This is a genomic window from Microcoleus sp. Pol12B3, from assembly GCF_036701355.1.
Lineage (GTDB): Bacteria > Cyanobacteriota > Cyanobacteriia > Cyanobacteriales > Microcoleaceae > Microcoleus.
Genome location: NZ_JAUBQS010000037.1, coordinates 1 through 19258 on the forward strand (window position 1 = coordinate 1; position 19258 = coordinate 19258).

Consider the following 19258-nt stretch of genomic DNA (forward strand, 5'->3'; position numbering starts at 1 on the left):
TAATCAGTGGTTTGACTCATTTCTATTGGTGGCCGGAGGCAAAAGCTTAATCATGGTTAATCGACCGGACATGATATGAAATCCTGTAGATTGCTCGTTGCCGAACTTCCTTCTTTGCCCAAAAAGTATGAGCCCTGAGTTTTGGATTCCAAGTTTAGTTAAAAACTCAAACCTCAAAACTCAAGACTCAAAACTCTCTCAGCCTAAAAGCCGATCGATTCAGTCGATCGCCCGACACAAATAATCGCATCAGGGCAGCATCAATTACCGGCGACGGGGAACCATCGTCTCGATATTGATATTAGCTAGAGGCACGCGCTGCGGCGCAGTAGCAGGCAGCGGCATATTGCGCGCCATACCCAAATAGTTCGACGGATCGCCAGCCTTAGCCTGCTGTTCTTGAGGAACAAAACGGCGGACACTTGTTTGCCAGATGATTTGCGGGAAGCCAAGCTGCGAACGGTGGTACTCACCGTAGCGGGGCGTTTTCAAGTTGAAAGGAGTGTCTCCTCCAACTCGCTGAGGCAAAATTCGGCGCTGCTGGTAAGGTACGGTATCGTAGCCGAACTTATCCAGGTACTCTTCGCTATTGACCAACTCGTCAATAAAGCCTTGAGGCCCCTTATTTGCTACCACGATCGACCAAGCAATCTTTTCGCGCTCGCTGTACACATCCCGGCCCAAAATGCGCTGCACGCACATTTCCACAAACCGATAGTTGCTGTTAGTTTGGTAATTCCGCTCTAGGAAAGGAGAAGAAGTCGCCAAACCGCGAATAAAGTCTCGCACCGTAATTTGGCCGAACTTGAGTTGCGACTCCAAAGACTTTTGGCGGTTGCTCTTGAGGATTTGGTGTTCGCTGTAAATCTGGCGATATCCAGCCCAAATCAAATTTTCCATGTCTCCAGACGAGAGCACATTTTCAGTTGTGAAAATTCTGGGCTGCTCGTCGCTCCCTGTTTCAAAACCAGCTACGCGCTGGTTTTGGCTTTTGGGGGCGTAGTTTATCAAAGGTAGCGCCACGTTAAAATCTCCGTTATCTCAAATTTCAGAAATAGTTGACACCGTGAGCTGCCAGCATAACGGATACAACTAACCAACATACAGATTAGGGGATTCCCGCAATCTAAATCTGATTTTCCTGAATTTTTGCAACAATCTGTAACATTTGTTGACTTTGGGGAAGTCAGTAGTCAGTAATTAGCAATCACCCTTCCAGTCTCTGGCTGGGAAGGCCACTTGAGAGGCTCTGCCTCGTCTAATCTAACCGGAGGCAGAGCCTGAGACCCTGATTCCCAGGCTGAGTCTGGAAACGAAGCCAAAGTTATGACCGATGACTAATTACTAATGACTAAATTACCAGCCCAGAGCCGAATAAAACTCGCTGGCGGGTACTTGATCTGCTGCTGCTTCTGATGTTGCATCCGAGTCTGGTTGCACCCGAATTTCGGTACAAAAAGTCGATGTGCTGAAACCGCCAAAGCGCTTTACGGTACTCGTCCGCATCCGCACGTTCGGATTAGCAAACCAAAAACGCTCGATCGAACTCATCGTCTCGTATTCCGTAATCAGCAGCAGCCCATCCTCATCATCCATCTCAAAACGGCCAGCCACAGGCACAATTTCCGCATAGCCTCGTTCGCGCAACATCAAGCCCTGCCGGGGATTTTCAGGATCGGGGACGATCGCGAACACCGTAGACCCTTTATGATTCTCATCATCCTTATCCCACGCCATCGAGCCGTGCCATGTCACAAAAGCCCCCCCAGCCGCCCGGCTCGGATCGACTTCGTGCATCTTGCAAATCTCCGCGACTCTAGCGTCATCGGCAGCTAGGGCTGTTACCTGAATATTTGAATCCCCAATCTCCGCTTGGCGGAAAGCGAGGTGGTGAGTGCTGCGCTGAGAACGCCACTCCCCAGCACTGCTTTGAAAAAACTCCATTGCATCCATACGAACTAGCTCCTTTGGCTTATGCTTCCCGGTGTTGACGCCTTTTTATGATAGAGCTCCCCCCACTTAGATGTACTTTTGCTACACAAATTAGTCTCAAAATGTCTACTTTGGACATATTGTCAAGTGAATGTTATGATAGTTTACAATGTAGGAGACACAACAAATCCTGCGAAACGTCATTCCGATCAATTTCGCATCAATCTCAGCAAACTGGAGGAGCGATTTATGGATATGCCTACAACCAGCCTCAGCATGGAACAGCAGTTCAAACTTCAAGTGCTGCGCGAAGAAGTAAAAAGGTTAAGCCAAGACCAAGCTCAGGAATACTTGCTCGAAGTTATGCGCCAAAACATGGTAAAAGAAAACCTGTTAAAGCATTGGATGAAGAATATGTGAACTCTTCGAGCATTTCTTCACAAAAATCAGTGGCTTGTATTTGCAAAAAGTACGATCGAGTTTTTAATCATAAAATCCAGAATCCCGCTTTCTCCAAGAAAGCGGGATTCTAAATTGACAAAACTTTTACGCAGTTTTTTTTGTCGTTACCATACTCAGCAAATTAAATTCTTTTCATCCCTTAGAGAGGGACGAGAGTTTGTGTAGCCCGATTGTTTCAACTTATCGGGGAATCAACCAAAACGGCCGCTCACATAATCTAAAGTAGACTCTTCCTTTGGACTTTGGAAAATTACCTCAGTCTTATCACATTCCACAAGATAGCCAAACCGCTTCCCATCGTCAGAAAGTTTAGCATTGAAAAAAGCAGTCAGGTCAGAAACCCGAGAAGCCTGCTGCATATTGTGAGTAACGATCACAATCGTATACTTTTCCTTGAGTTCCCGCATCAACTCCTCAATCTTAATCGTAGAAATCGGGTCAAGAGAAGCGCAAGGTTCATCCATTAACACTACATCAGGATTAATCGCGATCGCCCTAGCAATACACAAACGCTGCTGCTGGCCGCCCGAAAGAGAAAAACCGCTTTGCTTCAACTTATCCTTCACCTCATCCCACAAATAAGCTTGGCTGAGCGATTTTTCCACCAGCTCATCCATATCCCCCTTATAATTGTTCACCCTCGCACCGTAAGCAATATTGTCATAAATCGACTTCGGGAAAGGATTCGGCTTTTGAAACACCATCCCAATCTTGCGGCGCACCGCCACAGCATCAATATCAGGATCGTAAAGATTTTGACCGTGGTAATCAATCCTACCCTCTAAACGAAAACCGCTAACTAAATCGTTGAGCCTGTTAAAACATCGCAGAATTGTACTTTTGCCGCAGCCAGACGGCCCAATCAAGGCAGTAATGCGATTTTTAGGAATCTCCATTGAAACATTTTTAACCGCGTGGAAAGCGCCGTAAAAAATATTGATATTTTCTGTCCGTAAAACTGTTTCCGTTTGCTTGTCTAAATCCATCATCATACAGGTAAGTATCCAATCGAATTTTACAAAATAAGGAGAAGATGAGAGCGATCGAGTTGGAGATAGGTAAAATCTTCCTTGTTCCTTCTTTTTATCAATTCCCCAAGTCTCAGGGTCTTCTTCCTTCAATAAACTTTTTGGCGAGTAGCCCAGCGAGAAAGAATACTCGTCAGCAAAACCATAATCACCAAAATCAAAGATGCCGCCCAGGCCAATTCTTTCTGTGCCTTAAAAGGAACCGTTGCAAAGTTGTACACCAAAACCGAAAGACTCGGAGTTGGCTTATCAAATCCTGCCGGCCAAAAAGGCGAATTGAGCGCCGTAAAAATCAAAGGAGCAGTTTCTCCAGCAGCGCGAGCAATTGCCAGTGTCACACCCGTTAAAATAGCCGGAATTGCCGCAGGCAAAACCACCTGCAACACCGTCTGATAATTAGAAGCACCCACCCCAACCGACGCCCATCTAATATCTTGCGGGACGATTTGTAGAGCTTCGTCAGTAGTCCGCACAATCGTGGGCAACATCAGCACAGCCAGCGCCGCACCCCCTGCAATTGCCGAAAAACCTCCCATATTTACCACGAACAAACCGTAGGCAAATACCCCGGCAATAATCGAAGGAACGCCACTGAGGACATTGGTAGCAAAGCGTACCCAGCGAGCTACTTGGCCGCTGCTGAACTCCGACAAATAAACTGCTGCCAATACACCAAAAGGAACAGCAATTAAAGAAGCAATTCCCACCGTCATCAATGTACCGAGAATTGCATTAGCAATACCGCCTCCCGATAGTCCGGGTGGCGGTGGCAGCTTGGTAAACAAGTCTAAATTCAGGCGATTGAAACCTTGTACTGTGACGTAGGAAAGCACTGCAAACAAAGGTAGCAGAGTGATGGCCAGACTAGCTCCAGCCAGTACAGTCATCGCCAGACTAAACAGCGCTTGCGGGCTATTTTTAACCTTCTTTAAACTGCCTGTTTTCGATACCAAAGGATTCTCATCGGAGACGCTATTTGACATAAACTAAAACTATGTAGGAAATGGCGGCAAACTTCTAGTTGTATTTCGCTCTTACTTGAGAAACAATCCACTCTGCCAAAATATTAACAATCAGTGTCATAATAAACAGAATTAGCCCAGTGTACATCAGAGCTGCTATTTGCAACCCGGAGGCTTCTGCAAACTGATTTGCCATCAGAGAAGCAATAGTATTTGCCGGAGCTAGCACAGAAAGACTTAACTGATTGGAATTGCCAATTAACAGAGTTGCAGCCATTGTTTCTCCCATAGCGCGACCGAGCCCAAGCATAATTCCGCCGACAATGCCGGAAAAAGCCGCCGGTACGAGCACTCTAAAAATTGTTGTCCAGCGAGTAGCTCCTAAACCTAGAGATGCTTGCCGCAAGTCGGGGGGGAGACTTGCCAAAGAGTCGCGGGAGATAGCAGTAATAATGGGCAAAGTCATGATTCCCAAAATTACTCCGGCTGGTAACATTCCCGGGCCCACTGGCGGGGTGCTAAAAATCGGCAGCCATCCGAAAGTGCCGTTGAGAAACTTGCCGAGAGTGGTAATCATGGGAATCAATACGGCAATTCCCCACAAACCGTAGACTACGCTGGGAATGGCGGCTAAAAGTTCTACTAAAAAAACCAAAGCTGTACGCACTGGCAGCGGCAGAAAGTCCTCGCTCAAGAAAATGGCAGTCCCTACTCCTAATGGTACTGCAATTAAGAGCGCGATCGCCGAACTGACGATCGTCCCGTAAATCATCGGCAGCGCACCGTACTCTTCTTTAACCGGATTCCAGCTACTGCCAAACAGAAAGCCCAAACCGTACTGTTGAATCGCCGGTAAAGCCCGATAAGCAACGGTGAGCGCGATTACCAGCAAAATTACACCAACTCCTATGCCCAAAATCCGCGTCAGCCAGATAAAGCCTTGGTCTAAGGACTTTTCGGCTTGAGAGCGAGATCGGGTCTGCGATCGAGCGCTGTTATTATCTGAAATCATAGAAAAAAAAACCAAATATATAGTAGCCGAAAATAGCCTGTTTCGGAAAAAGCTATAACGAAGCAGAAAGAAAGACCATAAATAAAATCAAAGAGGGGCGGGTTTATTAATTCCCTGACTTTTCAACAAGTATTTCTGGTCAAACCCACCCCTACACAGATGCACCGATTGTTACATAGAAGAGGGGCGGATTTATTAATCCCCTGACTTTTTAACAAATATTTCTGGTAAAACCCGCCCCACAGAAATATCTCTCTTCATTCTTGCTGATTTTTACCTGCACGCGCAATGCCGAAGGGCTTTTTTCCCTCTGACAACGGACAACAGTCAACAGTCAACAGTTACTATTTGGCAACCTCAATCTTGTAGTCTGCGCTGATGCCGTCAGCGGCCGCGGCTACTTTTTCTTTAACGTTTTGAGGTAGAGGAACGTAGCCCAATTCGGAACTAACTTTTTGACCTTCATTCAAGCCGTATTCAACCATTGCCTCGATGGTTTTGGCTTTGTTGGGGTCAGTAACTGTTTTGGGGACCAGCATCCAAGTGTAGGTGACAATTGGATATGATTGAGCGCCTTCGGGGTCTTCGATAAATGCTCGCAGGTTTTCCGGCATCGGCACAGTTGCTAAAGCTTGAGAAGCTGATTCGTCGGTAGGTGCGACAAAGCTGCCTGCTTTGTTTTCCAAAGATGCAAATTTGACATTGTTGTTTTTGGCATAGCCGTATTCTATGTAGCCGATGCTGCCTGCGGTTTGCAGTATTTGGGCTGTGACGCCTTCGTTGCCTTTTGCGCCTACGCCTACGGGCCACTGTACTGTTTTGCCGTCGCCTACTGCCGTTTTCCAGTCGGGGCTGATGGCACTCAGGTGTTTGGTGAAGACGGCGGTGGTACCGCTACCGTCGGAACGGTGGACGATGGTGATGGCTTGGTCTGGCAATTTAGCGGTCGGGTTGGCGGCTGCAATTTTGGGATCGTTCCAGTTGGTAATTTTACCGGCGAAGATATCTGCGTAAACGTCCCGTGGTAGTTTCAATGGTTCGGTTAAGTCTGGCAGGTTGTAGCCGATGACGATGCTGCCTGCTGTCATGGGCAGCAAGATTACGCCTTTGTCGGCTGGAACTTTGGCGATTTCGTCGTCTTTCATGCCGGTGTCGCTGGCCCCAAAGTCTACTGTGCCTTTGGTAAATTGTTCGACTCCGGCGCCGCTGCCTACTGATTGATAGTTAATTTGTACTTTGGGGTTGATTTTGTTGAAGTCTTGAAACCAACGCTGGTACAGGGGGGCGGGGAATGAGGCGCCGGCTGCGGTGATGGCTACGTCTGAGGCTAGGGCGAGTTTGGTGTTTTCCGCTGTGCCGGTGGCTGCAACGGGGGAAGCGCCGGGAGATGCTGCGGTGTCGCCGGGGCTGGGGCTGCTGCCTGTGGTTGTGCTGCCGCCGCCGCAAGCTGCTAAACTGAGGGCGATCGCCGTAGCGGAAATTGCAGTAGTCAAACGGTTTGGATTAATCAAGTTGAGACGAAAAAGCATAGGTATACAAAATCTGCGATCGTTATATGGGTGTCCCGCATCAGCATAGCGCGCAAAAGTAAAGGTTAGGTTAAGAATCTTTACACTTAATGGTCATTTAATATTAATTAATATTATTAATGTTATTAATGAGCTTGACAATTGTGAGTTTATAAGATATCGGGCAGAAAAATAGCTACGGGAACAAGCAGTCGATCGCCAGATCGCGAAAAATTCCCGATTAAATTATCACAAGATCGAGGCTTGAGAACCAGAAAACCATACAATGGTGGTTATTTTGACAGTAGTGCTAGTATTAAGAATTTAAAAGCTGCGGGCATTGAAGCTTGCCTCTGACAAATGCCTTCTGCCTTATACCTTCTGACGAATGCCGTTTGATGATAATGCCTGCTCCTATTGAATTAATCTGGGCTGTTATTGGTTTGCTGCTGACGATAGGAGGCACTTTTTTGCCTGCATCTGTCACAATTCCGATTGGGTTGTGGGACGATCGAGGACTTCAGGCGTACTCTTTAGGTGTTACCTATCAAATTGGCGCCGTTTTGCTAGTAGGCTGCATGGGGGGGAAAAATGCTGCGGCTCTCTCGCAAATTGCTTATTTGGCATTAGGATTAACTTTGTGGCCAGTTTTTTCTCAAGGCGGCGGCATCGGTTATCTCAAAGAAGCGAGTTTTGGGTATTTGCTGGGTTTTGTGCCTGGTGCTTGGGTGTGCGGCTGGGTGGCTTTTAAGGTAGCTTCGCGGCTGGAATCTATGGCTTTTAGCTGTTTGTGCGGTTTGTTCACTGTTCACGCGATCGGCTTAATTTATCTAATTTTTACTTACTGGCTACCTCCGGCAAAAAAAACACCTTTATTTGATGAGATTCTTAAATATTCGGTTTATCCCCTGCCGGGACAATTGGCGGTAGTTTGTGCGATCGCAGTGCTGTCATTTACTTTACGCCGCTTGATGTTTTATTAATTCGGGAATTGAGAATTGGGAATGGGGAATTGGTAATCGGTAATCGGGGATTGGTTGTTGTGTCAAATAAGGTTATACTATCATTGCCCAACGGGAGAGTCATCTCGCTGCGGCTGGGATTGCTTTGCTGCACTGCATTCTGCTGACAAAAACCAGCGAAATTTGAGTAAATTATCCCATGCGCGATGCCCCCTATTCAATTGCCTAATTCATGCGTTTTAAAAGAAATCCCTTGTTCTGGATTGCTGCTGTTATCAGTTTAGTTTTAGACCACCTGACTAAGTTTTGGGTGGTGCAAAATTTTGAATTGACGATTCCTCCGCAGACGCAGCCGCTGTTACCCGGAGTGTTTCACTTCACTTATGTTGTTAATACCGGTGCGGCTTTTAGTCTGTTCAGCAATGGCGGGGCGAATTGGTTGCGGTGGCTGTCTTTGGGCGTTAGTGTCGGATTGATTGTGCTGGCTTGGTTCGGGCCGCGAATTAACCGCTGGGAACAAGCTGGCTACGGTTTGATTTTGGGGGGAGCACTGGGGAACGGCATAGATAGATTTGTTTCGGGTCATGTTGTAGATTTTATCGATTTTCGGATAATTCGGTTCCCCGTATTTAATCTGGCGGATGTGTTTATTAATGCTGGGATTATCTGTTTGTTGATTGCAACTTTTCACAGTGCACCGCCTACTCCGACTACTCCGAGAACTCAGGACGATCGCGATTCTATTTCAGAGTAACTTTTAAGAAGTCAATCAATTTTAGATCTTAGATTTTAGATTTTAGATTAACCCGCGCACCCGCTGTACCGTTCTCAGGTTTATCGGGTGCGGAGCTTTTTTTTGCTTATCCACTAAAGAAGCCAGGGGCCTCGCCACCAATTGTTTTCGGTCATTTGTCGGTTGTCTGTTGTCAGAAGGTATAGGTATCAACTTAAAGTTAGAGTCATTTATGAGCTATAATTATATTTTTTATTGCTAAGGCTAAACTCGATCTCCATCAAAAGCAATTTGGTCACAAACTCCCGGATTTATCCGTGGGATAAATTACCTAATCTAAAATCTAAAATCTAAAATCGGATGACTCCTAATCCATTTGCTCAAGAACGCTTACTATTTGCCCCAGCAACGCCCGATGCTGACGCTATCCCGACTATTTTTGCTTTTCCCAACGAGTACACGGTGGGTATTACCAGTCTCGGCTATCAGATAGTATGGGCAACTTTGGCGGTGCGATCGGATATTGAAGTAGGTCGTTTATTTACTGATATTCGCGAACCACTTCCCCGACATCCAGAGTTACTGGGATTTTCGCTTTCTTGGGAACTAGACTATGTAAATATTCTCAATTTATTGGAATCTCTAGAAATTCCGATTTGGGCGTCAAAACGAACTGATAATCATCCGATAGTATTCGGCGGTGGCCCGGTTTTTACGGCTAATCCCGAACCTTTTGCCGATTTTTTTGATGTGATTTTGCTGGGAGATGGCGAACATCTCATAGACAATTTTATTGATGCTTGTAAAGAAGTCCGTACCGCCGACAGAAAAACTCAATTGCGGCATTTAGCCCAAGTTCCGGGAGTTTACGTCCCCAGTTTGTACGAAGTAACTTATCTGGATGCGACTGAGGGGATTAAATCGATTCAGCCTGTTGATTTGGGAATTCCCAGTATGGTTGAAAAACAGACGTATCGCGGCAATACTTTATCTGCTTCCACTGTAGTGACGGAAAAAGCGGCTTGGGAAAATATTTACATGGTGGAAGTGGTTCGTAGTTGTCCAGAAATGTGCCGTTTTTGTTTGGCAAGTTATCTGACTTTGCCGTTTAGAACGGCGAGTTTGGAGGATTCGTTAATTCCGGCGATAGATCGCGGTTTAGCTGTGACTAATCGTTTGGGTTTGTTGGGTGCTTCGGTGACTCAGCACCCGGAATTTGAAGCGTTGCTGGCTCATTTGAATCATCCGAAATACGACGGCGTGCGCTTGAGTCTTTCTTCGGTACGGACGAATACGGTGACAGTTAAGCTAGCAGAAATTTTGACAAACAGAGACAGCAAATCTGTGACGATTGCCGTGGAAAGCGGGAGCGATCGCCTCCGCAAAATCGTTAACAAAAAACTCAGAAATGACGAAATTATTCAAGCTGCTATCAATGCTAAGGCTGGCGGATTAAAGGGAATTAAACTTTACGGGATGGCGGGAATTCCAGGTGAAGAAATGGAGGATTTAGAGGAGACGGTGGCGATGATGCGGGCGATTAGAAAAGCTGTTCCCGGTTTGCGGTTAACTCTGGGATGCAGCACTTTTGTCCCGAAATCTCACACTCCTTTTCAGTGGTTTGGAGTCAATAAAGATGCAGAGAAGAGGCTGAAGTTTTTAGATAAAGAATTGCGGAAGTTAGGTTTAGAATTTAGACCTGAAAGCTATAACTGGTCTGTGATTCAGGGGTTGCTCTCTAGGGGCGATCGGCGGTTGTCTCGGCTGTTGGAATTAGTTCGGCATTACGGCGATACTTTGGGCAGTTATCGACGGGCATTTAAGGAGTTGCGGGGACAGTTGCCTGAGATGGATTTTTATGTTTTTCAAGAGTGGGAATTGGATCAGGTTTTGCCTTGGAGTCATTTAAAAGGGCCGCTACCGGAGGCGACTTTGAAGAAGCATTTGGCTGAGGCGATGAGTCATTTTAGGACGAAGGATTTGCAGTTGACGACTTAGGAAATAGCGGGATGCAAAAGATTAAAACTAACGGTTGCTGTTTGTACTGATACAGAGGATAATACTGCAAATGCTGAAACGCGATCGCACTTAACTGTCTAGCCAAACGATACAATGCCCAATTTTAAATATTCGTCGCTGATTAATGCCACCGTTGAAGCAGTCTGGAACTTTCACGAAAGGCCGGACATTCTGCAACTTTTGACTCCGCCTTGGCAACCGGTGAAAATCATTCGCCGCGAAGGGGGACTCGATGTGGGTGCTGTATCAGAATTTCGCCTGTTATTGGGGCCGATTCCTGTAAAATGGGTGGCGACTCACACTCGGTGCGAACAATATCGCTTGTTTGTTGATGAACAAACTGAGGGCCCAATGGCACGTTGGGTTCACCGACACGAGTTTACCTCAGAAAATGGCAAAACTAGATTGACAGATGCGATCGCATTTTCAATACCGGGCGGCCCGATTGTCGATTTGTTGTTAGGTTGGTGGGTGGAAATGCGGTTAACAGATATGTTTCGCTACCGCCACGAAGTCACAAAAAGAGAGTGCGAAAAAGATGCAAACAACGGCTGAATATTACTGTGCTTTCTGCGGCGAACCGAGTACAACGTTTGTTGATATTAGCGGTGGTATGGAGCAATCTTATATCGAAGATTGTCAGGTTTGCTGTCGCCCGAATGTTCTGTATGTCAGAATAGATGAAGATACCCTGGATATTGAAATAGATACAGACTATCAAGAATAAGTGACTATAAAAATGTAGGAATTGCCTGTGATGCTGACTTGGTAGAATTCATAAATCTTGAAGCTGCTGCTTCTACGAAAGCCTGAAAAATTCGAGAGTTAAACGAACAGTTTGGCGACATTTCCGGGTGCCATTGAATTGCTATCATCCAAGGGTGAGAGCAGTGTTCCATTGCTTCTACCAAAGTGTCAGGTGCATTGGCTACTATTTGCCAATCGGATGTTACCTTCCGCACAGCTTGATGATGCCAGGAAACAACTGTTGTTGAAGTTTTTCCCATAATTTTTGCTAGCAGACTGTTTGGCTCAATTTCAATGGTATGCTCGATCGCACGCGGGGGAATTCCCGATCCGTGATTAACCTCATCTCCGTAAGCATCCGGTACGTGAATCACCAAACTGCCGCCGCTGGCTACGTTCAGGATTTGCATTCCCCGGCAAATCCCCAACACAGGTATGTCAGCCTTCAACGCTAGCTTTGCTAAGCTTAATTCAAAATTGTCGCGTTCTGCATTAACCGAGTAAACTGTGCGATCGACATAACCGCCATAAAGTTCTGGGTTGATATCTCCGCCCCCGGAAAAAATCAAACCATCTACTGCATCCAAAATACTAGCCGGATCTAATTGATTGGGCGGCAGTAAAATCGGAATGCCACCAGCCGCCTGAACTGCATCAATATAAGTTCCATTTAAGCGGTATTCGCCTGCTGGACAGCGGTTGTATGTTGTGATGCCAACGATAGGAAACTTTTTCATTTGTTAGCGATTAGGAGATAATTAATTAAATTAATACACAGATTTGGGACGATTTGTAATCAGTTTTTCATGGGCATTGCTCAGAGCCATGGTCCACAATAAAACTTACTTATTGTGAAACAAGCGTCTTGCCTGTTTCTTGTCTGATTACTTGTGATTGATTCCTATATTAAACTGAGGATTCGCTGCATGGCTGTCTAATTTGTAACAGTTTCAGTATGAGTTTCCTGCAGGGGTTGGCGCGTACACAGATAAGCCAGCGGCCCGAACAGCGGCACTAATGTTACCGCCCAAAATGCTGTATAATTCTGCATTCCTCGGCGGGCCATATCGTCTCCTAATAAGGCAGGAAATAGTAGGCAAAGCATACAAAAGTCTAAACTCATTACGTGGATAAAACGGTTGGTTTGCCACTGTGCAATAAAATCCGACCAATTGCCTTTTGTCAAGCCAAAGACAACTAAACCAACAGCAGCTAATGTTAAGAAAATTCCAGTAAAACGGGAGTCTAATATCTTTAAAAAGATATTTTTATGACCGCTAAATTCTGGATTAGGTTCGCGCAGGGCTAAATAAGGCAGCAAGGCAAAGGCGCCGACGCCAAAGGATAAAGTGGCAAATAGCCATGCAGGTATTTTCTGGCCCCTGCCGTCAGCAAATAAGAGGCAACAGTAGATGAGCGGCCATACTCCCATGATGTTGAACAACGCTACAATTAAAGGGTTGATGTCTGCTATTTTGCCTGTGGAAAGATTGGTAATTAGTGTGATGGTTTCTGGGCTGTCGGGTGGTGCAAATACAAAGGCGTAGGTGGTAAATGCAATCCAAAGCAGCCAAAATCCAATTTTTCGGAACATAGTTAGTTTTGTTTACTTCTGATATTACTATAGCAAGCTTAAAGGGTTTTTGAATAAGACTTTTTTTGTTTACCGCAGAGGACGCAGAGGAGGAGAGGAGAATATCTGAATGTATTGTTATTTGGTATTGCGGGTTTTGGGCAGATTGCTAAATTTTTGCATAAATTGGCGATCGATCCAATCTTTCCAATACCACAGCAGCGCCGATTCCCACATGAAAGATCCGCGAGATGCGATCGCCCTTTTATTCCCAGTACCAATTAACCCTAAATATTTTTCCTGCGGTGCAAAGGGTTTCAGGGGTTTTTCCAATAAAAACTGCTGCAAATTTTCAAACAGCGGTTTGCCCTGACGCACGGCAAACACGCCTGCTTTGGGACGGGGATAATTAACCATCGCTGCGATATCTCCAGCCGCAAATACGTTGGGGTGAGAGACTGATTGCAGGCAATCGTTGACTTGGATAAAGCCGTTTGAATCGGCTGCTAAACCGGATTCTCCGATCCAATGGGCTGCCGATGCTTGTGTTACCCAAAAAATGCGATCGCACTCTAATTCTAAACCTGATTTACAGGAAATTTGGTAATTGGTAGGGAATTGAGGGTTGGTTTCTCTCTCAATCTTTTTTACTGCACAGACTTTTTCCTGCAAATGCACTTTAACGCCACGATTAATCAGAATTTCTTTAAGGCGGCGACGCACCCGCTGATTGTGTCCCTGCATCAATTCAGCGCGGCTGTGAAACAAATGAATTTCTAATTCTTCTTTCTTCCCCCTTCCCTTTTCTCTTTTATGTCTTTCGGTGTACCTTAATATCCATCCGTTAAATCCGTTACAGAATCCGTTGCCGAACCCCTCTTCCTTCCCCAATCGAGATTGCATATTTAATGCTAATTCTACCCCACCTGCACCGCCACCGACAATTGCAATCCGCAGCGGTTTATCGGGATGATTTTGCCTAGATTGTATCAACTGATTCCAGCTAGCTAAAAACTCCGGTACGGGTTTAGCTGCAATTGCATATTCTGCCGCACCCGGTACAGATAAAGTCGCGGGAGTGCTGCCGATATCCACAGAAAGCAAATCAAAATTAACCGAAGGGTGAGTTTGACAAATAACTAAGTTTTTGTTAAAGTCGATCGCGATCGCCCGATCGACCAATATTTGACATCCAGCAAATTCAGCGAGCGATCGCAAATCGATGTGACATTCATCATAACCGTAAAACCCGGCAACGTGCCCCGGCAGCATTCCCGAATAAGGCGCGTGCAGGACATCGCTAATCAGAGTCAAACGCACTCCAGGCAGCGGTTTGATGCCGAACATTTTTAATACAATAGCATGACTGTGACCGCCACCAATTAACACTAAATGTTTCACAATTACAGATGTTCGATCGAAATATTCCAGCAGCGATATTGTACAGCACTCGCACTCCTTGGGCCACACTGTCCGGTAAGGAGAGCTTGCAGTGCGTAATGAATGATTTCCCAGCACTTTGACATAATGCTCTCATCTACTCTGTGTCTCATAGATTATACTTCGCTCAGTTGCGATCGCATAACATCAATCCACCTATTGCACTTAACCGATTCCACATTCAGCGCCAATGGCTGTAGACTGTAGAGCGAGCAAATTTTATCACCAAATTATGCCGGGGTGTGTTTCAATAGCTAACTCACCATTCAAAACTATGACATTACGCATCATTCCGCGCAGTTGGCAGCGATCGATAAAAACTCTTTTCCCGCTTCTGTTTGCCCTCTCATTCATTATAGTATTGCTGGCGAACAACTTCATTCCTGCGATCGCCCAGCAACCCCGCCAGGAAATTCGCGGCGTTTGGATGACGACAAACGACAAAGACATCCTCAGAGATCGTCGCAAACTAGGAGATGCTGTCAGCCAATTAAAGCGGTTAAATTTCAACACAATTTATCCCGTAGTCTGGAATTCAGGCTATGCAATGTATCCCAGCTATGTAGCGCAGCAAAGAGACATTCAACCCTTTGTTTACAGAGGGTTAGACGGACAAGATATGCTCGCCGATTTAATTGATAAAGCTCACCGCCAAGGCCTGTTAGTGATTCCTTGGTTTGAGTTTGGTTTCATGGCTCCCCCCACATCAGAATTAGCCTTAAATCATCCCGAGTGGCTGACCCAAAAACAGGACGGCAGCCAAACATCAAACGACGCGGGCGGGGAAGTAGTTTGGCTCAATCCCTTTCATCCAGAAGTCCAGCAATTCATTACCGAACTCGTACTAGAAATCACCACTCAATACAACGCCGACGGCATTCAATTTGACGACCACATGAGTTTGCCGGCAGAATTTGGCTACGATGACTACACAATTGCTTTGTATACCAAAGAAACAAAAAAAGCTCCGCCCAAAGATTTTCAAAATCCAGCATGGGTGCAGTGGCGAGCCAATAAAATTACGGCTTTTATGTCGCAGCTAAATCAAGCCGTCAAAGCAGTCAAACCCAATGCAATTTTCTCGATTTCTCCCAATTATTACGATTTTGCTTACAAACATCACCTGCAAGATTGGCTGGCTTGGGTGCGTTTGGATATTGCCGACGAGCTAATCGTGCAAGTGTACCGTCCCAATCTAGAATCATTTGTGGACAAGATTAACCGTCCAGAAATGCAAGAAGCACAGCAAAAAATTCCCACCGGAGTTGGGATTATGACAGGTTTGAGGAATAACCCAGTGCCGATTCACCAAATTAAATCTCAGGTGCAAGCAGTCCAAGGATACGGCTTAGGCGTCGCTTTCTTCTACTACGAAAGCTTGTGGGAATATGCACCAGAACCCCTCGCCCATCGACTTTCTCAATTTAGTGCTTTCTTCCCGTCTTCTGCATTCCGAACAGCGCTACAAATACCCAGACGCGCGGCGACTTTCCCTCCGCCTGCGCCACCCAAACCCGACCCGAAAGCTAAGCCAGAGCAACCTACTAAAAACAGCCAACCTTCGCCATTACCAACCACGTAAAATAATTAAAAAGTAGGGTGCGCAATGCGCACCTTACCGCGAGATCAATCATTAATCATAAATAAAAATGCAAACTAACCAAAAACTTTTACTTCCACAAATGGGCTGTGGCACTTGGGCCTGGGGCAACAGATTTCTCTGGGGCTACAATGAAAGTATGGACGAGGAATTGCAAGCCGTTTTCAATCTTTGTGTTAGTAACGGCGTCACTTTATTCGATACCGGCGACTCTTACGGAACAGGGAAATTAAACGGACGCAGCGAGCAGCTTTTGGGGCAGTTTTATCAACAATATCAAGATAAAAATAAAGACAGTATTTGTATTGCGACAAAACTGGCTGCTTATCCTTGGAGACTGACGCGACAATCAATGATATCGGCTTGCAAAGCCTCTGCTGCGCGCCTCGGAAAAAATGTAGATTTGGTACAAATGCACTGGTCTACAGCCAATTACGCTCCTTGGCAAGAGGGGGCGCTTTTAGACGGTTTGGCTGACCTTTACGAGCAAGGATTGGTCAAGGGAGTGGGCTTGTCTAATTACGGGCCGAAACGGCTGAAATGGGTGCATGGGAAATTTAGCGATCGCCAAATTCCTATTGTTACTTTACAAGTGCAATATTCGCTACTTTCTACCTATCCGGTGACAGAACTCGGATTGAAAGATGTTTGCGATGAATTGGGGATAAAATTGATTGCTTACAGTCCTCTAGCCTTGGGGTTGCTGACGGGTAAATACTCCGAAAACGGCTCTCTTCCTAAAGGTATCCGAGGTTTGGCGTGCAAGCAGCTACTTCCGGGAATGCGATCGCTTTTGGAGTGTTTGCGAGAAATAGCGGCATTCAGAAACAAGACTGTTTCGCAGGTAGCTATCAACTGGTGCATCTGCAAAAAAACTATTCCGATTCCTGGGGCTAAATCTGCGGCACAGGCGAGGAAAAATATCGGTGCTTTGGGGTGGGAGTTAGACTCGGGCGAGATTGCAGAATTGGATAAGGCGGCGGCGAGTGTAGATAAGAAAATGGTGCAGAATATCTTTCAAACTCGATAATTAGATAGCGGTAAGGTGCGCACTGCGCACCCTACATATAAAGCTAACCGCAAAAATTTTCCACACACCGCACAAACATTTCTACACCCATCCCTAGCGCAGTTTCATCAAAATCAAAACGCGGGTGATGGTGCGGGTAAGCTAAGTTTTTATCGGGATTTGCTGAACCCAAAAAGAAATAGCAACCGGGAACTTCTTGCAAAAAGAACGACATATCCTCGCCGCCCATTGTTTGGCATTCGGGAACGATTCCTGCAGGAGTTTCGACAACTGATTCTGCCACGCCGCGGACCAATTCAGCTATTCTCGAATCATTAATAACTGGCGGATAAAGCGAACAATAATCTAATTGGTAATTTGCCCCGTGACTCTGACAAATTCCGGCAATTACTTGCTCGATTCGCTTGGCAAAATAACCTTGATATGCTGGATTGAAATAGCGCACCGTGCCACCGATTTGAGCGGTGTCTGCAATCACGTTGTGGGTGTGGCCTGCGTGGAATTTGCCAACAGTTACTACCGCTGAGTCGATCGGGTCAATGTTCCGCGCGACAATTGCCTGCAACGCGCTGACAATTTGGGCTGTAACTACGATCGAGTCCACAGTTTGATGTGGCATTGCGCCGTGTCCACCTTTGCCAAAAATCGTGCACTCAAAAACTTCTACAGCCGCCATCAAAGCGCCGCTGCGGACGCCTACAGTACCCAAAGGTAGATTGTTCCACAAATGCAAGCCCACGATCGCATCAACATCAGGATTCTTCAAAACTCCCGCTTCAACCATCGGTTTTGCGCCTCCTGGCCCTTCTTCGGCGGGCTGAAAGATAAATTTTACTTTACCCGAAAAGCTGTGTTTGTGCTTTGCGAGATAACAAATAGTACCGAGGGCGATCGCAGTGTGGCCGTCGTGACCGCAAGCGTGCATAATTCCATCATGCTGCGATCGATAATCCACCTCATTTTCCTCTTGAATAGGCAAAGCATCCATATCCGCGCGAATTGCCAAAACCCGCCCCGGTTTGCCGCTGTCTATAATGGCGACAATACCAGTTTTAGCAATATTAGTTTCATGATCTATGCCCCATTCCTGCAACTTTTGCGAGACAAACTGCGCCGTTAAATTTTCATCAAAACTCAACTCCGGCTTTTGGTGCAAAAGGCGGCGCCATTCGACTAGCTGAGGCTGCAAATTTCTAATTTCCAGCCGCAATTGAGATAAATCGACAGACGTTAAATTCGGTAAAGTAGAAACCATGTTTTATTCTCCTTTTTTTGATTAGGTTTTAGATTTAATCACTTAATAAATGGTAATCACTAATTATAGCAGCCCAGAATAAGTTGTGAAACTCTGTCTTCTCTTTCTCTACGCTCTCTGCGGTCTCTGCGGTTAAAATAAAATCTTCTTAAATCCTATCCCAGTTGTGCAGGAGATTTTTTTTTAATGAACCGCAGAGGGCGCAGAGTACGCAGAGGAAGAGCAGAATGAGAAAGAGAGGTGTTTAGAATAGGGTTATTTAGAAGTCTGAGCAACTAAATTAACCCCTGGCAGTAACCGCTCTAAATCTAAATCTGAAGCAATTTTAGCTAATTTAGCAAGGTCAGTCGGGTCATCTAAATGCGGCAAAATACCCAACACAGGTATTTGAGTCAGCGACTGGATCAAATCAACGGGCGCTAGATCGGCAATTTCTTGTTCCGAATAAGCTTTAACGCAATTGAGCACAATTCCTCTCAGCTTAAAACCAGTGTGTCTGGCGAGAGCAACATTCGCCACAGCTTGCCCGATCGCCCCCAACTTCACAGGTACTACCAAAACCCCCCTCAGCCGCCAATCCCTGGCAATATCGGCCACCGTCAGTTCCCACGTTACAGGCGAACCGAGTCCTCCCAAAGCTTCCACCAACACAAAATCCTTGCGCTCCGAGAGGCTTTGCCACGCCGTCCAAACCTTTTCGAGTTCGATACGTCTCCCCTCCCGTTCGGCGGCGATCGGCGGTGCTAGAGGCGCATCAAAGTGCAGAGGATTGAGTTCTTCGGGGGATTGGTCGAGGGAAAACAAACGGGTGTAGAGTTCGCGATCGCCCGTTCCCGTTTGCAACAGCTTCATAATTCCCAAACTGCGATCGGGAAAATACATTTGCCAATAAGCAGCCAGAGCGCTGGTCAAAACAGTTTTGCCCGCGTCGGTATCAGTTCCAGCAATTAGCAGCGAGTTCATTGGCAAAAAGCTAACAAATAATTGGCCTCAAC

At 46.1% G+C, this 19258-nt stretch carries 19 protein-coding genes; 8 read left to right on the plus strand and 11 right to left on the minus strand.

Annotation, left to right across the window (positions count from 1 at the left end; translation table 11 throughout):
* Positions 1–264 precede the first annotated feature (264 nt).
* Both QUA53_RS18625 and QUA53_RS18630 read right to left on the minus strand, forming a co-directional pair.
* Complete coding sequence (locus QUA53_RS18625; protein ID WP_333099139.1) at positions 265–1023, minus strand: phycobilisome rod-core linker polypeptide; 759 nt, start codon at positions 1021–1023, stop codon at positions 265–267.
* A 333-nt stretch (positions 1024–1356) separates the two neighbouring features.
* Positions 1357–1953: a phycobiliprotein lyase gene (locus QUA53_RS18630; RefSeq protein WP_333066521.1), complete on the minus strand. Its 597-nt coding sequence runs from the start codon at positions 1951–1953 to the stop codon at positions 1357–1359.
* A 135-nt stretch (positions 1954–2088) separates the two neighbouring features.
* Here QUA53_RS18630 and QUA53_RS29285 point away from each other — a divergent pair, with 135 nt between their 5' ends.
* Positions 2089–2352: an NblA/ycf18 family protein gene (locus QUA53_RS29285; protein ID WP_445242851.1), complete on the plus strand. Its 264-nt coding sequence runs from the start codon at positions 2089–2091 to the stop codon at positions 2350–2352.
* 233 nt (positions 2353–2585) lie between these two features.
* Here QUA53_RS29285 and pstB read toward each other — a convergent pair whose 3' ends face one another.
* From pstB to pstS, 4 genes are all read right to left on the minus strand, one after another.
* Entirely contained in the window at positions 2586–3386 is an 801-nt protein-coding gene (gene pstB / locus QUA53_RS18640) for a phosphate ABC transporter ATP-binding protein PstB (RefSeq protein WP_333036858.1), read from the minus strand.
* Positions 3387–3511: 125 nt separating this feature from the next.
* The gene (gene pstA / locus QUA53_RS18645; RefSeq protein ID WP_333099138.1) at positions 3512–4405 is read right to left on the minus strand and encodes a phosphate ABC transporter permease PstA; all 894 of its coding nucleotides are present in this window, start codon (positions 4403–4405) and stop codon (positions 3512–3514) included.
* A 34-nt stretch (positions 4406–4439) separates the two neighbouring features.
* A complete protein-coding gene (gene pstC, locus QUA53_RS18650) occupies positions 4440–5396 on the minus strand; it encodes a phosphate ABC transporter permease subunit PstC (RefSeq protein ID WP_333099136.1) in 957 nt (318 codons plus the stop codon).
* 344 nt (positions 5397–5740) lie between these two features.
* Complete coding sequence (gene pstS, locus QUA53_RS18655) at positions 5741–6925, minus strand: phosphate ABC transporter substrate-binding protein PstS (protein WP_333099135.1); 1185 nt, start codon at positions 6923–6925, stop codon at positions 5741–5743.
* Positions 6926–7308: 383 nt separating this feature from the next.
* Here pstS and QUA53_RS18660 point away from each other — a divergent pair, with 383 nt between their 5' ends.
* The 5 genes from QUA53_RS18660 (at position 7309) to QUA53_RS18680 (ending at position 11345) form a co-directional block, all read left to right on the plus strand.
* Positions 7309–7887 carry a biotin transporter BioY gene (locus QUA53_RS18660; RefSeq protein WP_006635529.1) on the plus strand — a complete coding sequence of 193 codons (579 nt, stop codon included), beginning with the start codon at positions 7309–7311 and terminating at the stop codon, positions 7885–7887.
* A 211-nt stretch (positions 7888–8098) separates the two neighbouring features.
* Positions 8099–8620, plus strand: coding sequence for a signal peptidase II (gene lspA / locus QUA53_RS18665; RefSeq protein WP_333099134.1), 522 nt, complete (start codon positions 8099–8101; stop codon positions 8618–8620).
* 339 nt (positions 8621–8959) lie between these two features.
* The gene (locus tag QUA53_RS18670; RefSeq protein ID WP_333099133.1) at positions 8960–10597 is read left to right on the plus strand and encodes a radical SAM protein; all 1638 of its coding nucleotides are present in this window, start codon (positions 8960–8962) and stop codon (positions 10595–10597) included.
* A gap of 114 nt (positions 10598–10711) precedes the next feature.
* Positions 10712–11173: an SRPBCC family protein gene (locus tag QUA53_RS18675; RefSeq protein WP_333099132.1), complete on the plus strand. Its 462-nt coding sequence runs from the start codon at positions 10712–10714 to the stop codon at positions 11171–11173.
* Positions 11157–11345, plus strand: coding sequence for a CPXCG motif-containing cysteine-rich protein (locus tag QUA53_RS18680; RefSeq protein WP_006635525.1), 189 nt, complete (start codon positions 11157–11159; stop codon positions 11343–11345). The genes QUA53_RS18675 and QUA53_RS18680 overlap by 17 nt, the downstream gene beginning before the upstream one ends.
* 4 nt (positions 11346–11349) lie before the next feature.
* On the opposite strand, the gene QUA53_RS18685 is transcribed toward QUA53_RS18680, so the two are convergent.
* The 3 genes from QUA53_RS18685 to QUA53_RS18695 all read right to left on the minus strand — a co-directional run bounded on the left by QUA53_RS18685 (position 11350) and on the right by QUA53_RS18695 (position 14285).
* Positions 11350–12102, minus strand: a complete 753-nt coding sequence (locus QUA53_RS18685) for a gamma-glutamyl-gamma-aminobutyrate hydrolase family protein (RefSeq protein ID WP_333099131.1) — start codon at positions 12100–12102, stop codon at positions 11350–11352.
* A gap of 197 nt (positions 12103–12299) precedes the next feature.
* On the minus strand, positions 12300–12959 hold the full coding sequence (locus QUA53_RS18690; protein WP_333099130.1) for a DUF2834 domain-containing protein: 660 nt from the start codon (positions 12957–12959) through the stop codon (positions 12300–12302).
* A gap of 117 nt (positions 12960–13076) precedes the next feature.
* On the minus strand, positions 13077–14285 hold the full coding sequence (locus tag QUA53_RS18695; protein WP_445304965.1) for an FAD-dependent oxidoreductase: 1209 nt from the start codon (positions 14283–14285) through the stop codon (positions 13077–13079).
* A 283-nt stretch (positions 14286–14568) separates the two neighbouring features.
* On the opposite strand from QUA53_RS18695, the gene QUA53_RS18700 reads away from it, so the two are divergent.
* Both QUA53_RS18700 and QUA53_RS18705 read left to right on the plus strand, forming a co-directional pair.
* A complete protein-coding gene (locus QUA53_RS18700; RefSeq protein WP_333099128.1) occupies positions 14569–15960 on the plus strand; it encodes a glycoside hydrolase family 10 protein in 1392 nt (463 codons plus the stop codon).
* A 67-nt stretch (positions 15961–16027) separates the two neighbouring features.
* Entirely contained in the window at positions 16028–17008 is a 981-nt protein-coding gene (locus tag QUA53_RS18705; protein ID WP_333099127.1) for an aldo/keto reductase, read from the plus strand.
* A gap of 43 nt (positions 17009–17051) precedes the next feature.
* On the opposite strand, the gene QUA53_RS18710 is transcribed toward QUA53_RS18705, so the two are convergent.
* The gene (locus tag QUA53_RS18710) at positions 17052–18263 is read right to left on the minus strand and encodes a M20 family metallopeptidase (protein ID WP_333099126.1); all 1212 of its coding nucleotides are present in this window, start codon (positions 18261–18263) and stop codon (positions 17052–17054) included.
* Between the two features lie 255 nt (positions 18264–18518).
* Positions 18519–19226 carry a dethiobiotin synthase gene (gene bioD / locus QUA53_RS18715; protein ID WP_333099125.1) on the minus strand — a complete coding sequence of 236 codons (708 nt, stop codon included), beginning with the start codon at positions 19224–19226 and terminating at the stop codon, positions 18519–18521.
* Between the last annotated feature and the right edge of the window lie 32 nt (positions 19227–19258).

Bases quoted from the DNA above. Each gene is read 5' to 3' on its own strand.
- QUA53_RS18710 (WP_333099126.1), bottom strand. From the start codon at position 18,263: ATGGTTTCTACTTTACCGAATTTAACGTCTGTCGATTTATCTCAATTG.
- QUA53_RS18675 (WP_333099132.1), top strand. From the start codon at position 10,712: ATGCCCAATTTTAAATATTCGTCGCTGATTAATGCCACCGTTGAAGCA.
- pstB (WP_333036858.1), bottom strand. From the start codon at position 3,386: ATGATGATGGATTTAGACAAGCAAACGGAAACAGTTTTACGGACAGAA.
- QUA53_RS18680 (WP_006635525.1), top strand. From the start codon at position 11,157: ATGCAAACAACGGCTGAATATTACTGTGCTTTCTGCGGCGAACCGAGT.
- QUA53_RS18705 (WP_333099127.1), top strand. From the start codon at position 16,028: ATGCAAACTAACCAAAAACTTTTACTTCCACAAATGGGCTGTGGCACT.
- pstC (WP_333099136.1), bottom strand. From the start codon at position 5,396: ATGATTTCAGATAATAACAGCGCTCGATCGCAGACCCGATCTCGCTCT.
- QUA53_RS29285 (WP_445242851.1), top strand. From the start codon at position 2,089: ATGATAGTTTACAATGTAGGAGACACAACAAATCCTGCGAAACGTCAT.
- lspA (WP_333099134.1), top strand. From the start codon at position 8,099: ATGCGTTTTAAAAGAAATCCCTTGTTCTGGATTGCTGCTGTTATCAGT.
- pstA (WP_333099138.1), bottom strand. From the start codon at position 4,405: ATGTCAAATAGCGTCTCCGATGAGAATCCTTTGGTATCGAAAACAGGC.
- QUA53_RS18660 (WP_006635529.1), top strand. From the start codon at position 7,309: ATGCCTGCTCCTATTGAATTAATCTGGGCTGTTATTGGTTTGCTGCTG.
- QUA53_RS18670 (WP_333099133.1), top strand. From the start codon at position 8,960: ATGACTCCTAATCCATTTGCTCAAGAACGCTTACTATTTGCCCCAGCA.
- QUA53_RS18690 (WP_333099130.1), bottom strand. From the start codon at position 12,959: ATGTTCCGAAAAATTGGATTTTGGCTGCTTTGGATTGCATTTACCACC.
- bioD (WP_333099125.1), bottom strand. From the start codon at position 19,226: ATGAACTCGCTGCTAATTGCTGGAACTGATACCGACGCGGGCAAAACT.
- QUA53_RS18700 (WP_333099128.1), top strand. From the start codon at position 14,569: ATGGCTGTAGACTGTAGAGCGAGCAAATTTTATCACCAAATTATGCCG.
- QUA53_RS18695 (WP_445304965.1), bottom strand. From the start codon at position 14,285: ATGTTCGGCATCAAACCGCTGCCTGGAGTGCGTTTGACTCTGATTAGC.
- QUA53_RS18685 (WP_333099131.1), bottom strand. From the start codon at position 12,102: ATGAAAAAGTTTCCTATCGTTGGCATCACAACATACAACCGCTGTCCA.
- QUA53_RS18630 (WP_333066521.1), bottom strand. From the start codon at position 1,953: ATGGATGCAATGGAGTTTTTTCAAAGCAGTGCTGGGGAGTGGCGTTCT.
- pstS (WP_333099135.1), bottom strand. From the start codon at position 6,925: ATGCTTTTTCGTCTCAACTTGATTAATCCAAACCGTTTGACTACTGCA.